The organism is Pseudomonas hefeiensis (assembly GCF_030687835.1).
GTDB lineage: Bacteria > Pseudomonadota > Gammaproteobacteria > Pseudomonadales > Pseudomonadaceae > Aquipseudomonas > Aquipseudomonas hefeiensis.
Genome location: NZ_CP117449.1, coordinates 4784697 through 4798439, shown reverse-complemented (window position 1 = coordinate 4798439; position 13743 = coordinate 4784697). Strand labels below are relative to the sequence as shown.

Below are 13743 nucleotides of genomic sequence, written 5' to 3'. Positions count from 1 at the left end.
ATGAGCACCCTTTTCACGAAAAATTGATAGTGGGCTGCCTAAAGTTTGCGTTGCCGTAGGGAAAGGTTTTTTCATACTTTCCTTCGGCACTTCTTTTACAAAGAGCAACTTTCAGGAAACGGTCAACCATCATGCTGACTCTTAAACCCGTGCGTCCCGAGTGGGTGACGCTGGTCGCCAGTGCCTTTTTATTAGTGGGCTTTAACGTCGTGCTCTGGCAGCACCTGCATACCATTACGGCAGGTGACGGCGGGGGCGTGCTGATCGGCGTGGCGTTTGCGCTGCTGGTGTTGTTCGCCTTCAACCTGATGCTGACACTGGTGGCGTTCCGTGCGTTGCTCAAGCCTGTGCTGATAATGCTTTTTCTGATCAGCGCCGGTGTGGCGTATTTCATGGCTCAGTATGGTGTGCTGATCGATGCCGGCATGTTCCGTAACTTCGCGGAAACCAATGCCACGGAAGTGCGTGATTTACTGTCGTTAAAGTTGTTTTTTTACATCGGTTTGTTAGGCGTGTTGCCGTCCTGGTTATTATTGAAAACACCGATCAAGTATCGTCGCTGGCCCAGAGAGTTATTAAGCAAGTTAGTGGTGAGTGTGGTGTCGGCTGCGCTGATCGGCGTGGTCGCCCTGGCCAATTATCAAGGGTTGTCTTCATTGTTTCGCAATCATCATGAGTTGCACTTGATGGTGGTGCCGAGCAACTACATCGGTGCGTCGATCGGGTACTTGCGTGAGCAGGTCGCGTCGGCCAAACAGCCGTTCATCACCTTGGGTGAAGATGCGAGTCGCAATCCGGTCTGGCAATCCCATGCCCGCAAGTCCCTGACTGTATTGGTGGTGGGGGAGAGCGCCCGTGCCGAGAACTTCGGCATCCTGGGCTATAACCGCGATACCACGCCGGAACTGAATAAAGAAACCGGCCTGATCGCCTTCACTGATGTGCACTCCTGCGGTACCGAAACCGCGGTATCGGTACCGTGTATGTTTTCCAACATGGGCCGCAAGAACTACGACGCCAGCAAGGCGAAGAATGAAGAAGGCCTGCTGGATGTGCTCAAGCGCGCTGGGCTGGAGGTGATCTGGCGTGACAACCAGTCGGGCTGCAAAGGCACTTGCGATCGGGTCACCGTGCAGGACGTCAGTAATCTCAAGGACCCGGCCCTGTGCGCCAACAGTGAGTGTCGCGACGAAATTCTGCTCCAGGGCCTGCAGCATTTCATCGACAACCTGGACAAGGACACCGTGCTGGTGCTCCACCAAATGGGCAGTCACGGGCCGGAGTACTTTAAGCGCTATCCCAAGCAATACGAACATTTCACCCCGGTGTGCCAAAGCAATGCGCTGAACAATTGCAGCCGCCAGAGCATCGTCAATGGCTACGACAACACGCTGGTGTACACCGACCATGTGTTATCGACCCTGATCGACCTGCTGCGGGCCAATCAGGACAAGGTCGACACCGCGATGCTGTACCTGTCGGACCATGGCGAATCCCTGGGCGAGTACAACCTGTTTCTCCATGGCACGCCCTACATGCTCGCCCCGGAACAACAGAAACACGTGGCGATGCTGGCCTGGTTTTCCGACAGCTACCAGAAGTCCTTCTCGGTCGATACCCACTGCCTGCAACTGAGCCGGGACAAGCCCTTGAGCCAGGACAATCTGTTTCATTCGATGCTCGGGCTGTTGGAAGTCAACAGCAAGGTCTACAACCGGGACCTGGACCTGTTCGCCGGTTGCCGTGGCGCGGTCATTGACGGCGTGTTGGCCCGGCAGTGAGTGCCTCGACTTTTTTTTCACGTACCGGTGGTTAGCCTGTTCCTATTCATCTTTCCCAAGAGCGGTTGGTATGTCCGGGCAACCCCCATCCCCCGTAGAGATCGAGTTCGCCAGGCATCATGACCGGGAACACGCGCGCATCTGTCGTCAAACGGTGCCCAAGCGACTGCGCCTGGCGTTCTGGCGTGACGAGCAACTGGTGCGCAATGCCTTGAAAGCCGCCGGTGAACCGGGACTGGTGCTGGATGTGACCTGTGGCGCGGGTCGGTTCTGGCCGGTGCTGGCCGAACATGCCAACCGGGTGATCCTGGCAGCGGACCCTTCGCCGGACATGCTTGATCATGCCCGAACCCACCATGGCGGCGCGTTGCTGGAGCGGGTCACGACCTTTCCCAGTTCGGCATTCACCCTCGGCCTGTCGGCTAACGCGGTGGACTGTATTTTGTGTCTGCAACTGTTTCGGCACGTCAGGGACAGTGAACATCGGCTGGCGCTGTTGCGCGAATTTCATCGGGTCAGCCGTGACACGGTGATTGTGTCGGTGCAAATTGAAGGTCACCTCAACATCGGACCTGCGCCGCACCGCGGCCTGGCCGACAAGGCTGAAGTTGAAACCGAGTTTCGCCAGGCCGGTTTCACCTTGCTGTGGTACCAGGATTTTTTGCCAGGGTTTGCGCTGAAGCGGGTTTATGCGTTGTGCAAGGCCGGTTAATTGCCGATGTAGGACTATTCTTGCCTTCACGCAGGCGATTTCTCTCAGGCTCCCGCTCTATGGATGCTCGCAATCGCTGACGGCGATATATACTGCGCGCCATTCTTCAAGGGAGAGCCGTGTGGCCATCGATATTCACTGGATTCGCGACAACGATAGCCTCGGTCAGTTTTGCGCCCAATGGCAGCAGTTGCCATTCGTCGCCCTCGACACTGAATTCATGCGGGTCGACACGTTTTATCCCATTGCCGGTTTGTTGCAGATCGGCGACGGCGAGCGCGCCTATCTGATCGACCCCTTGACCATCGACAACTGGAAACCGCTGGCCGCGTTGCTGGAAAACCCGGCAGTGCTCAAGGTGCTGCACGCCTGCAGCGAAGACCTTGAAGTGCTACTGCGCTTGACCGGCAGCCTGCCCGCGCCGCTGTTCGACACTCAATTGGCGGCCGCCTACCTGAACCTGGGTTTTTCCATGGGTTATTCCCGGCTGGTACAGGAAGTGTTGGGCATCGAGTTGCCCAAGGGCGAAACCCGCTCTGATTGGTTGCAAAGGCCACTGTCCGAAACGCAGATCAGCTACGCCGCTGAAGATGCAGTGCATCTGGCGGAAGTTTTCGTACAACTGCGGCCGAAGCTTTCTGACGAAAAATACGCCTGGGTCCTGGAGGATGGCGCCGAGCTGGTGGCCAACCTGCGTCGCGAAGTCGACCCCTATGAGGTTTATCGCGAGGCCAAGCTGGCCTGGAAACTTTCCCGTGCCCAACTGGCCGTGCTGCGCGAGCTATGTGCCTGGCGCGAGCGGGAAGCGCGGGCTCGCGACCTGCCGCGCAACCGGGTCATTCGCGAGCATTCGCTGTGGCCTCTGGCCCGTACTCAGCCGGATAATCTCGGTGCGCTGGCGAAAATTGAAGACATGCACCCGCGTACCGTACGCCAGGACGGCGAGTTTCTGCTGGAGCTGATTAAACGCGCCGCCAGCGTGTCGCCCGAGCAATGGCCGCCAGCCGTGGCCGAACCCTTGCCCATCGAGGCCACGGCGCTGGTCAAGCGTTTACGGGCACTGGGGCAGGCTGAGGCCGAGCGCCTGGGAATCGCCCCTGAATTGATGCTGCGCAAGAAAACCCTCGAAGCGCTGATCAAAAGCGGCTTTCCCGAGGGCCCTTACCAATTGCCCGATTCGCTGCGTGGCTGGCGCCGCGAATTGATGGGCCAGGCGCTGCTCGATAGCCTGGCCACCGCCGGAGAACAGCCTTGAAACGTATCTGCTCGATCTACCGAAGCTCGAAGAAAAACGAGATGTACCTGTATGTGCTCAAAAGCGATGCCCTGGAGCGTGTGCCTGAGCCCTTGATGGCGGCCTTTGGCAAGGCGATCCATGCCTTTGACCTGGTGCTGAGCCCCGAGCGCAAACTGTCCCGGGAAGACATCAGCCTGGTGCTGGAAAACCTCGATACCCAGGGTTATCACCTGCAGATGCCGCCGGCCGAAGACGAATACATCGAGCATCTGCCTGAGGAGTTGCTGCGACGCAACGACCCGGTCTGACGGAACCCTGAGGCCCCTTTCCCGGCCTCTTGAAACACTGGAATGGTTTATTGACGATGGCCGCAAGGATGGAGCGACACTCTGTCGGCGGTCGTCTGCATAGTTTTTGAAAGGTTTGATCCATGCGCGTTCTGATTGCCGAACACGACCACGCGGTGTACGCCCAGCTTCTGCGACAGGCTGCACCCGATCTAGAAGTCCTGACCAGCGGCGACTCCGCCGAACTGTCGCGACTGGCCGCCGACTGCCCGGTCTGGCTGGGCCAGCCCGACCTGCTGGCCACCCTGTTGCGTCAAGGCCATCAACCCGGTTGGCTGCAATCAACCTGGGCGGGCATCACACCGCTGCTGGCTGAGGGCTTGACGCGCGATTATCGTCTGACCCGTGCGGTGGGCATTTTTGGCCAGGTGATGGCCGAGTACGTCCTTACCTATATGCTCGGCCATGAGCGTGAGGTGCTGGCGAGGCTGGTCAGCCAAGTGGAGCGCAAGTGGGACAACCGTCAGGGCCAGAGCCTGGCCGGGCGCAAGGCACTGATCGTCGGGACTGGCGATATCGGCCAGCGCGTAGCGCAGTTCCTGCTGCCGTTTGGGGTGCAGTTGTATGGCATTGCCAGCGAAGCCCGGGAGCTGGCGCCGTTCATCGAGGTTGGGGCGCTGAAGGATCTGCCGCGCATGGTGGGCGAGGTGGATTACGTGATCAACCTGCTGCCCAACACGCCGGATACCCACGATATATACGATGCGACGCTGTTCAGGCAATTCAAGCCCACCGGGCTGTTCATCAATGTCGGGCGCGGCGTGGCCGTGGTTGATGCGGATCTGGTGCAAGCCTTGAAGGAAGGGCACCTGGCCGGCGCGGTCATTGACGTTTGCCGTCAGGAACCCTTGCCTCAGCGGCATCCGTTCTGGACGGCCTGGGGCTTGCTGTTGACTGGCCATAGCTCGGCACCGACGTCGCCTGCGATGATGGTGCAGTTGTTTCTGGAGAACCTGCGGGCCTACCAGGACGGCGAAACAGCATTGCGTGGGGAAGTGGATTTCGATCGGGGCTATTAGACCGACCCGAATCAACTTGTGGGAGCGAGCCTGCTCGCGATAGCGGTTTGCCAGCCGGCATCAATGCTGGCTGATCTGGCGCTATCGCGAGCAGGCTCGCTCCCACAGTTGATCTTCAACGGTCATTCAATCGGTGTTCTCGGCCAATCCACTTGCGGACTTCGCCAACACAACGCCCTACCGACAGTCGCCCATGCTTGGCCTGAAGAGGCCCCGGCACTAGACTGACGGCCTTTTCACCACCTGATGCTGATTGCTTGAGCCATGGCCGCCAAAGTCGAACCGTTCTGGATACGTAAAACCCTCGATCAGCTTGATGCGCAGGAATGGGAATCGCTGTGTGATGGCTGTGGCCTGTGCTGTCTGCAAAAACTCGAAGACGAAGACGACAACAGCGTCTACTACACGCGCATCGCCTGCAAATTGCTGGACCTGAAGACCTGCCAGTGCACCGACTATCCCCGGCGCCGCGACTTTGTTCCCGATTGCATCCAGCTCACGCCGGGCAAGGCCGATGAGTTCAAATGGTTGCCGCCGACCTGCGGTTATCGCCTGGTCAGCGAGGGCAAGGATCTGCCGCTGTGGCACCACCTGGTCTGCGGTGATCGCGATGCCGTGCACCACGAACGCATTTCTCAGTCCGGGCGCATGCTGGCCGAAGGCAGCGTGCCCGAAGACGATTGGGAAGATCATCTGATTTTTCGCGCTGGCTGAACGGCCGGGCATCGCACCATCAGGGAGAACCCATGGCGGCAGGATTGAAACGGATACTGGCAGCCGGGTTGTTGGCGGTGTGCGGGCCGCTGTGGGCGGCGCAGAAAGTCGATCTGGATTATCACGTGCATCTGTTGCCGCAAAGCGATCAGGCCGAAGTGCGCTTGACATTGGCACGGGGCTCGGCGGTGCGCAGCCTGGACTTCGATCTCGGCGATGGCAGCCGCTACAGCCACTTCAAGGCCGACGGGCAATGGCAACTCATCCCCGGCAAGGAAACACGCGGTGTTTGGCGTCCGACCGCTGACAAGGCGAGCCTGACCTATCGCGTGCGCATCAGCCAGGCCCGCAAGAATGGCACTTTCGAAACCCGCATGTCTCCCGGCTGGGCCTTGCTGCGCGGCGATGACCTGGTGCCATCGGCCCGGCTCGACCAGCAGGACGGTGTCGAGCTGGTTGCACGTCTGGAGTTTGAACTGCCTGAAGGCTGGAAGAGCATCGAAACGCCCTGGCCGCGCATCGGCAAGCAACGCTTTCGCATCGACAATCCCGCGCGGCTGTTCGATCGCCCCACCGGCTGGATGCTCGCCGGAAAACTCGGCAGCCGCCGCACGCGCCTGGGAGAAACCGAGGTGACGGTGGCCTCGCCCCAAGGCCAGGGCATGCGCCGAATGGATGTGCTGACGCTGCTGACGTTCGTCTGGCCGCAGGTGCAGGCGCTGGTGCCGCGTCATCCCGGCAAGCTGCTGATCATCGGTGCGTCAGACCCGATGTGGCGTGGTACCCGGGCCGGGCATGAATCGATTTATCTGCACAGTCGCCTCCCTCTGGTCAACGAACGCGGCAATAGCCCGATGTTGCGGGAGCTGGTGCAGATGTTGGTGCGCGTCAACGATCGTGAGCGCAGTGACTGGATCAGCGAAGGGCTGGCCGAGTACTACGCCATCGAATTGCTGCGCCGGGCCGGGGGTATGAGTGATGAGCGCTACCAGAGCCTGAATGACCGGCTCGCTCGGGACAGCAAAAGCGTCACCACCTTGCGCGGCGAGCAGATCCGCCCGGCGACGGTGGCCAAGGCGGTGTTGCTGTTGCAGGAACTGGACCGCGAGATTCGTTTGAAAACCCGCAACAAGCGCTCGCTTGATGACGTACTGCAGGCCGCCATGCGTCTGGAGACGGTCGATACCCGGGAGTTTGTGCAACTCAGTGAAAGTGTATTGGGCGGGGGCTCCACCGTTCTGGATAGCAAGTTACTTCAGTAATACCGCTATCGCGGGCAAGCCTTGCTCCCACACTGGATCTTTGCCGGATGAAATATTTGGTACGACTCGATCTTGTGGGAGCAAGGCTTGCCCGCGATGAGGCCATCAGCCCCACCGCAAAAGTCAGAGCCCAACCTTGCGAATTCAACTCGATCCTGTGGGAGCAAGGCTTGCCCGCGATGAGGCCATCAGCCCCACCGCAAATGTCAGAGCCCAACCTTCGGCGAATTCAACTCGATCCTGTGGGAGCAAGGCTTGCCCGCGATGAGGCCATCAGCCCCACCGCAAAAGTCAGAGCCCAACCTTCGGCGAATTCAACTCGATCCTGTGGGAGCAAGGCTTGCCCTCGATGAGGCCATCAGCCCCACTGCAAAGTCAGAGCCCAACCTTCGGCGAATTCAACGAATCATTCCCTGTCACCGTAGCCGTGCCGGTCGCGGCCTCGGCACTGGCCTTCATGCGGCTCAACTCTTCACCGGCCTGCTCGATCCGGGCACGGGCGTGGTGCAGGTTCTGACGATTTTTTTCCAGCAGAGTCTTGGCCGAACAGTGCCCGGTGATGCCTCGCGCCAGGGCCATGCCGCCAATGGCCAGTTGAGCCAGGCCGATCACACCGCCTCGACGCAAGCCCTTGCCCATCATCAGCACGCCCCCGGCCAATGAGCCAACGCGTTCCCAGCCATGCACGTTCTGCGAACTATGGGATTGAAAAGGGGTGGTCTCAATCGGCTCGAACGGATTGTTATCGCTCATGATCTGTCTCCGGTGTGGGGATTGGTATAAAACTGACTGCCCGAGCAATTCCCTCGTTCAATCGGATTTCGCACCGATCAGCGGAGTTGCGGCCCCGAACGGGTGTTGTTGCCTTTGGCCATGCGGTCGTACAGCACGACGTTGACCGTGGCTGCCAGGTTCATGCAACCGGTGGTGGGGATGTACACCACGTCTTCGCACCAGTCACGGATGTCTTTATCCAGCGAGCCATCCTCCGGGCCGAAGATATACAGCGCCCGGTCCGGGTGAGTGTATTCAGGCAACGGGCGAGCGCCTTCCACCAGTTCCACGGCCACCGGCACACAGCCCAGGGGCAGGATTTTTTTCAGGTCGTCGATGCCGATCAACGGGATGTCGTAGTGGACTTTCTTGGTGTCCGTGACGAAGTCCGCGGCGCGCTCATAGCGCTTGCCGGTGTAGAACACCGACGCCACGCCGTAGCAGCCGGCGGCACGCATGACCGAACCGACGTTTTCCGGAGATTTGGGGTTGAACAAACCGATGCAGCTGTAGCGTTTGTTGGCCACGGGCGGGGCGCCTTTGGGGAAAAGGCGCGATTATACGGGGAATGTCCGGGCTGGGCTCGGTTCTGGTGATGTATTGCTCTGAAGATCGCCATCGCGAGCAGGCTCGCTCCCACAGTGGATTCGTGTTGTTCACAAAATCCTGTGGGAGCAAAGCTTGCTCGCGAAACAGCCGCCGCGGTTTCTGAAAGACCGCATCGGCTTCATCGCGGGCACGCCTTGCTCCCACATAAATCCTCTCGCCACAATGGCAGGCTACTCGTCTTTTTTCATCAGCCCGGCCAGCGCTGCGAACGGGTTGTGGGTCGCCTTGGCGATTTTCGGGGTGCTCAGGGAGCCGTCGCCGAAATATTGCTGGTCGGTGTAGCGCGAGTGTTCGTTGTCGTGGCAGTACAGGCACAGCAGTTCCCAGTTGGAACCGTCCTGCGGGTTGTTGTCGTGGTTGTGATCGCGGTGGTGAACGGTCAGTTCACTCAGGCGCTTGCCGGAAAACTCACGGGCGCAACGGCCACAGACGTGGGGGTACATTTTCAGGGCTTTGTCGCGGTAACCCATTTCCCGGTCACGCTGGGCATCGGCCAGGATGCGATCCAGCTTGGCGGTGTTGGACGGTGGCGTTGACGAACTCATGGGTTCACCTTTGTAAAAAAGACTGATGACGGTTGAGCAGAGTTTAGCTCAGCCCTTGAGCTTCTCGGCAATCCAGATGGTGTGGCGGGTGCCTTTGTTGCCATGGGCGAAGACTTGCACTTCTTCGGCCTTGAAGCCGGCCTTTTTCAGTTTGTCGGAAAACTGCCGGTCAGCGCTGGCCGACCATACCGCCAGCACACCCTTGGGTCGCAGGGCCTTGGCGCAGGCCGCCAGGCCACCGGCTGAATACAGCCAGCTGTTGGCTTTCTGCGTCAGGCCTTCGGGACCATTGTCGACGTCCAGCATGATGGCATCAAAGCCCTGGGGTTCGGCTTGCAGCACCTTGGCGACATCTTCCATGCGGATCACGGTACGCGGGTCCGACAGTGGTCGACCGGCCTTTTCGCCCAAAGGGCCGCGGTTCCACTCCACCACGCCGGGCACCAGTTCGGCCACCACCACTTCGGCACTCTTGCCCAGGTGCTTGAGGGCCGAGGCCAGCGTGAAACCCATGCCGAGACCGCCAATCAGTACGCGCGAGCCGGGACGGCCGGCGACCTTGCGGCAAGGAATCTCTGCCAGGGCGTCTTCGGAGCCGTGCATGCGCGTATTCATCAACTGGCCGCCGTCACCGCCCTGGATCTTGATGACGAAGTCGTCGCCGTACTCGAACAGGCACAGGGCACCGCCGTTATCAGGGATGGGGGTGGTGTCCAGTAGAACGAAACGTTTCATGGATGTCTCATGCAAAGGAGGGGCAAAGCGGCGCGGTAAGGACTAGCCTGAAGACAGACAATAGCCACGGAGCCATTGATGAAGCGCACCATTCTAACGGCCATTGCCCTGGCAGCGCTCTCGATAAGTTGGGCGCAGGCCCAGCAGCCCACGATTCCGGTGAACCCACCGAGCATTCCCGGTTCGCCCGGCACCCCCACACCGATGCCATACCCACCGGTCACGCCCAGCGGCGTACCTACGCCCGGCCCCGGAAGCGGACCGCCGTTGCTACCGCCAATTGAAATGCCCAAGCCGCCCAAGGACCAGCCGATACCGGGCCTGGAGCCGAAACCCGCGAAGGCCAAATCGCCGGGGGGGTAGGTCTGAAGCCAGTCGGTGAAATAACTGAATGGCAAAACCCTGGGGGTTCGGGCATTGCGGTGAACTCTGTGGGAGCAAAGCTTGCTCGCGATGACGTCGGCATAGGCAACACCGCTATCGCGAGCAAGCTTTGCTCCCACAGGGCTGCTCCCACAGGTTCTGTGTTTCAACTGATAGAGCGAGTCAGACCTGCTGCGACAGCAACTGCCCATCGGCCATGCGCAGGCGCTTGGACAGGGAGACGGCGAGGGCGCGGATGATTTTGGCGGCGATCTTCGGTGCATCGTTGAGCATTTTTTCCAGGGAATCCTTGCCCAGGTTCAGTAATTGGCAATCACTGGCGGCGATGCAACTGGCCGAGCGCCGTTCTCCGTCAAGCACCGCCATTTCCCCGAATGCCCGGCCGCTGCGCAGCGTGGCGATGGTGACGGGTTGGCCGTCGGGGCCGGTTTTCTGCACGGCCACCTGCCCTGAATGGATGATGCACATGAAGCTGCCGGCATCGCCCTCGCGGAAAATCGCTTCTCCTTGGGCAATGGCGCTGATGCTGAAGTAGCCCGACGCCGCGGCGAAGTCGACAGGCTGTAACTGGTCAAACAGACCGCAGTCCATCAGCCAGTCGCGGATTTCGTTGTTCAGTAAAGTGGGTTCTGACATGGCGTCACGGTCTTTTTCTTGTGGCTGGTGCGGTTGCAAGGGTTTGGATGTAAGGCGATTCCTTTGTGGGAGCAAGGCTTGCCCGCGATACAGACGACTCGGTCTGTCTGTCAGATCAAGCTGATGCCATCGCGGGCAAGCCTTGCTCCCACAAAGGCTCGTCCCACATTGGATGGTGGTATCAGAGCCCTGCGTATGGAGCTAAGACCCAGCCATGCCACAGAGTTCCTCAGACCAATCCCAAAACCTTCAAAACAAATGCATATTCGAGGGCTACGTCACGTAACCCCTGGTAGCGCCCGCTCATTCCGCCGTGGCCGGCGCCCAGTTCGGTCTTGAGCAGCAAGGGGTTGTCATCGGTCTTGGTGGCGCGCAATTTTGCCACCCACTTGGCCGCTTCCCAATACTGCACGCGGCTGTCGTTGTAACCGGCGATCACCAGCAGCGCCGGATACGCCTGGGCGCTGACGTTTTCGTACGGGGCGTAGGCCCTGATCCGATCATAGACGGCCGGCTCTTCGGGATTGCCCCACTCGTCGTATTCGGTGACGGTCAGCGGCAGGTCCGGGTCGAGCATGGTGTTAAGCACATCGACGAACGGCACTTCGGCAATCGCGACCTTGAACAGATCCGGCCGTTGATTGAGCACCGCGCCGATCAGCAAGCCACCGGCGCTGCCGCCGCTGATCGCCAGTTGATCGGCGCGGGTGACACCGTTGGCGATCAAATGCTCGGCGCAGGCGATGAAGTCGCTGAAGGTGTTGTGTTTGTGCTCCTGCTTGCCGGCGCGATACCAGGCTTCCCCCAGTTCACCGCCCCCACGCACATGGGCAATGGCAAATGCCACGCCGCGATCAAGCAGGCTCAGCCGCGCATGGGAAAACCACGGATCAAGACTCTCGCCATAGGCGCCGTAGCCATACAGGTACAGCGGCACCGGCTGGCCGAGGGCTTGGCGCTTGACCACCAGGCTGATAGGCACCTGCGTGCCGTCCGGTGCCGTCGCCCACAGCCGCTGGCTTACATAGTCATCAGCGTCGAATGGGCCGAGGACCGGGGTTTGCTTGAGTACGACCTGTTCGCCGCTGGTCAGATCCAATTGGCGGATCTGTGCCGGACGGTTCAGCGCCTCGTAGCGCAAGCGAATGCGGGTGCTGACGAATTCCAGGCTGTTCTGCACATGCAGGCTGTAGGCCGCGTCCGGCAGTTGCACCCGATACGCTGGTAAACCTTGCGGGTGAACCTCGATGATTGGCAGGCCGCCTTCACGCAGGCTCAGGGTCATGGCGCTGGCGTTCAGGCTCAGGCCGTCGATCATCACTGTGTCGCTGTGGGGGATCAGGTTCTGCCAGTCGGCCTCGGTCGGCGCCAGGCCCGTGTCGGGGGCCTGGTACAGCGCGAAGTTGATCCCGTCGCGGTTGCTGCGGATCAACCAGCTCCACTGACCATCGAGCAAGCCATGGTCGACGTCGTATTCATGGTTTTCCACCCGTGGCGCCAGGCAGGTGAAAGGCTGGTCTGGTTGTGCGGCGTCCAGGACCCAGACTTCACTGGTGGTTTTACTACCCAGGGACAGGATCAACTGCCGCTCGGAACTTGAGCGGTAGCAATGCAGGAAAAAACGCCCGTCCGGCTCGTGGAACACTTCTTCGGCAGCCGTTCCGTCCAGGCGATAGCGCAAGAGTTTGTGCGGGCGATGGGTGTCATCCAGCTCACCAAAGAACAGCGTCAGGCTGTCATTGGCCCAGGTCATGCTGCCGTCGCAATCCTCAAAGGACAGTTCACTGACTTTGTCATTGGCCAGCTCCTTGACGAACAGGGTGTAGATCTCGTCGCCGGTGGTGTCCAGGCTGTAGGCCAGGCGCTGGTGGTCGGGGCTGATGCTGAAGGCACCCAGGGAAAAGAAACCACCGCCAGCCAGCACGTTAGGGTCCAGCAACAATTGTTCGCGGCTTTCATCCACGGTCAGGCTGTCATCCACCGGACGCGGGCAGCGGTAGTGACGCGGGTATTCGTCTCCGGCCGTGGTGCGGGTGTAATACAGGTACGGACCCCAGGGCGAAGGCAGGGACAGATCAGTCTCCAGAATCCGGCCCTTGATTTCCTGGAACAGGGTTTCGCGCAGTTCGCCCTGGTCAGCCAGTTGCGCGTCCTGATAGCTGTTTTCAGCCTTGAGGTAGTCGAGCACGGCGTCGGTGTCGCGCTCCTGCAGCCAGGCGTAGGGGTCAACGCCGGCGTCCCGGCGGGCAATCGGGGCGTTGCAGACGTGGGCAGATAGGGGCATGAAAGGCTCTCGAACATTGTACGAAATAGGGACTGGTGGTCGCTGTGGTTAGTTCTGTCAGCCACCGTCGGCGCCAGAAATTAACCGACAGATACCGCGGCACAGACCACTCGACAGACGCCGGGGCAGCCTGACGAGCGAAAAGCCGTTACTATAAGCGCCTATTTGCCTGCCTTGCCATGGACACCATGACCGAGAACGACTATCTGATCGCCTGGGGCCTCTATGCCTTCGCCGCCCTGGGCTGCCTGTTGGTATGGATGCGCATGACCCGCTGGATCTGGCGCTGGCTGCGCGAGCCGCTGCGCCTGTTGATGGCGGTGTTGCTGTTCAGCCCCACTATCGTCGACCCCGTGAAGGAACAGGTTGCCCCGGCCCTGGCCATCGTCGCCCTGGACGTACTGTTCAAGGTCGGCAACAACGCCTGGCGTGCTGTGTCCGATCTGTTCATGTACGGCATGATCGCCTTTGGTCTCTATTTGATTGTCGTGCTGATCCGCTTCCCCATCGAGCGTGCGGCCAGCGCTCGCAAGGAAAAAACCGCTGCCGCCAAAGCCGCCGCCGCAGCTGATGAGCTACAGGATGAGCAGCAGGATGAGCAACCGTTCGGCGTGGCGGGTGATGACCGTTACGGTCGCCCGCCAGTACCGAGCAACCCTCAGCGTTCGCGTATCGAACCGCGGCTGTAACCAGGCTTGCCCCAT

At 60.2% G+C, this 13743-nt stretch carries 15 protein-coding genes; 9 read left to right on the top strand and 6 right to left on the bottom strand.

Features of this window, described 5'->3' with window-relative positions:
* Window positions 1-131: 131 nt before the first annotated feature.
* The 7 genes from PSH57_RS21455 (at window position 132) to PSH57_RS21425 (ending at window position 7072) form a co-directional block, all read left to right on the top strand.
* Window positions 132-1781, top strand: coding sequence for a phosphoethanolamine transferase (locus PSH57_RS21455; protein ID WP_305385399.1), 1650 nt, complete (start codon window positions 132-134; stop codon window positions 1779-1781).
* 70 nt (window positions 1782-1851) lie between these two features.
* Window positions 1852-2493: a class I SAM-dependent methyltransferase gene (locus PSH57_RS21450; RefSeq protein WP_305385398.1), complete on the top strand. Its 642-nt coding sequence runs from the start codon at window positions 1852-1854 to the stop codon at window positions 2491-2493.
* A gap of 121 nt (window positions 2494-2614) precedes the next feature.
* A complete protein-coding gene (gene rnd / locus PSH57_RS21445) occupies window positions 2615-3748 on the top strand; it encodes a ribonuclease D (RefSeq protein ID WP_305385397.1) in 1134 nt (377 codons plus the stop codon).
* On the top strand, window positions 3745-4038 hold the full coding sequence (locus PSH57_RS21440) for a YcgL domain-containing protein (RefSeq protein ID WP_305385395.1): 294 nt from the start codon (window positions 3745-3747) through the stop codon (window positions 4036-4038). The genes rnd and PSH57_RS21440 overlap by 4 nt, the downstream gene beginning before the upstream one ends.
* 122 nt (window positions 4039-4160) lie before the next feature.
* Window positions 4161-5096, top strand: coding sequence for a D-2-hydroxyacid dehydrogenase (locus PSH57_RS21435; protein ID WP_305385394.1), 936 nt, complete (start codon window positions 4161-4163; stop codon window positions 5094-5096).
* A gap of 264 nt (window positions 5097-5360) precedes the next feature.
* Window positions 5361-5810 carry a YcgN family cysteine cluster protein gene (locus PSH57_RS21430; protein ID WP_186656064.1) on the top strand — a complete coding sequence of 150 codons (450 nt, stop codon included), beginning with the start codon at window positions 5361-5363 and terminating at the stop codon, window positions 5808-5810.
* Window positions 5811-5842: 32 nt separating this feature from the next.
* Window positions 5843-7072, top strand: coding sequence for a hypothetical protein (locus tag PSH57_RS21425; RefSeq protein ID WP_305385389.1), 1230 nt, complete (start codon window positions 5843-5845; stop codon window positions 7070-7072).
* A gap of 375 nt (window positions 7073-7447) precedes the next feature.
* Here the strand turns inward: PSH57_RS21425 and PSH57_RS21420 are convergent, their stop codons facing one another.
* From PSH57_RS21420 to PSH57_RS21405, 4 genes are all read right to left on the bottom strand, one after another.
* On the bottom strand, window positions 7448-7825 hold the full coding sequence (locus tag PSH57_RS21420) for a YgaP family membrane protein (RefSeq protein ID WP_256231756.1): 378 nt from the start codon (window positions 7823-7825) through the stop codon (window positions 7448-7450).
* A 77-nt stretch (window positions 7826-7902) separates the two neighbouring features.
* Window positions 7903-8373, bottom strand: a complete 471-nt coding sequence (locus PSH57_RS21415; RefSeq protein WP_305385388.1) for an RNA methyltransferase — start codon at window positions 8371-8373, stop codon at window positions 7903-7905.
* A 252-nt stretch (window positions 8374-8625) separates the two neighbouring features.
* Window positions 8626-9000: a YajD family HNH nuclease gene (locus PSH57_RS21410; RefSeq protein ID WP_003184246.1), complete on the bottom strand. Its 375-nt coding sequence runs from the start codon at window positions 8998-9000 to the stop codon at window positions 8626-8628.
* 48 nt (window positions 9001-9048) lie between these two features.
* Window positions 9049-9735 (bottom strand): spermidine synthase, encoded by a 687-nt coding sequence (locus PSH57_RS21405; protein WP_256231755.1) that lies wholly within the window; start codon window positions 9733-9735, stop codon window positions 9049-9051.
* Between the two features lie 78 nt (window positions 9736-9813).
* Here PSH57_RS21405 and PSH57_RS21400 point away from each other — a divergent pair, with 78 nt between their 5' ends.
* Window positions 9814-10098 (top strand): hypothetical protein, encoded by a 285-nt coding sequence (locus tag PSH57_RS21400; RefSeq protein ID WP_305385386.1) that lies wholly within the window; start codon window positions 9814-9816, stop codon window positions 10096-10098.
* A 183-nt stretch (window positions 10099-10281) separates the two neighbouring features.
* On the opposite strand, the gene PSH57_RS21395 is transcribed toward PSH57_RS21400, so the two are convergent.
* The gene (locus tag PSH57_RS21395) at window positions 10282-10755 is read right to left on the bottom strand and encodes a cyclic nucleotide-binding domain-containing protein (protein ID WP_047228036.1); all 474 of its coding nucleotides are present in this window, start codon (window positions 10753-10755) and stop codon (window positions 10282-10284) included.
* Between the two features lie 229 nt (window positions 10756-10984).
* Complete coding sequence (locus tag PSH57_RS21390; protein ID WP_305385385.1) at window positions 10985-13039, bottom strand: S9 family peptidase; 2055 nt, start codon at window positions 13037-13039, stop codon at window positions 10985-10987.
* Between the two features lie 179 nt (window positions 13040-13218).
* Between PSH57_RS21390 and PSH57_RS21385 the strand changes: the two genes are divergently transcribed.
* Window positions 13219-13728, top strand: a complete 510-nt coding sequence (locus PSH57_RS21385; protein WP_305385384.1) for an MFS transporter — start codon at window positions 13219-13221, stop codon at window positions 13726-13728.
* Window positions 13729-13743 lie beyond the last annotated feature (15 nt).

Excerpts from the sequence above, each read along its gene's own strand:
- PSH57_RS21425 (WP_305385389.1), top strand. The coding sequence starts at position 5,843 with ATGGCGGCAGGATTGAAACGGATACTGGCAGCCGGGTTGTTGGCGGTG.
- PSH57_RS21410 (WP_003184246.1), bottom strand. The coding sequence starts at position 9,000 with ATGAGTTCGTCAACGCCACCGTCCAACACCGCCAAGCTGGATCGCATC.
- PSH57_RS21400 (WP_305385386.1), top strand. The coding sequence starts at position 9,814 with ATGAAGCGCACCATTCTAACGGCCATTGCCCTGGCAGCGCTCTCGATA.
- PSH57_RS21430 (WP_186656064.1), top strand. The coding sequence starts at position 5,361 with ATGGCCGCCAAAGTCGAACCGTTCTGGATACGTAAAACCCTCGATCAG.
- PSH57_RS21395 (WP_047228036.1), bottom strand. The coding sequence starts at position 10,755 with ATGTCAGAACCCACTTTACTGAACAACGAAATCCGCGACTGGCTGATG.
- PSH57_RS21420 (WP_256231756.1), bottom strand. The coding sequence starts at position 7,825 with ATGAGCGATAACAATCCGTTCGAGCCGATTGAGACCACCCCTTTTCAA.
- PSH57_RS21455 (WP_305385399.1), top strand. The coding sequence starts at position 132 with ATGCTGACTCTTAAACCCGTGCGTCCCGAGTGGGTGACGCTGGTCGCC.
- PSH57_RS21385 (WP_305385384.1), top strand. The coding sequence starts at position 13,219 with ATGGACACCATGACCGAGAACGACTATCTGATCGCCTGGGGCCTCTAT.
- PSH57_RS21450 (WP_305385398.1), top strand. The coding sequence starts at position 1,852 with ATGTCCGGGCAACCCCCATCCCCCGTAGAGATCGAGTTCGCCAGGCAT.
- PSH57_RS21390 (WP_305385385.1), bottom strand. The coding sequence starts at position 13,039 with ATGCCCCTATCTGCCCACGTCTGCAACGCCCCGATTGCCCGCCGGGAC.
- PSH57_RS21435 (WP_305385394.1), top strand. The coding sequence starts at position 4,161 with ATGCGCGTTCTGATTGCCGAACACGACCACGCGGTGTACGCCCAGCTT.
- PSH57_RS21405 (WP_256231755.1), bottom strand. The coding sequence starts at position 9,735 with ATGAAACGTTTCGTTCTACTGGACACCACCCCCATCCCTGATAACGGC.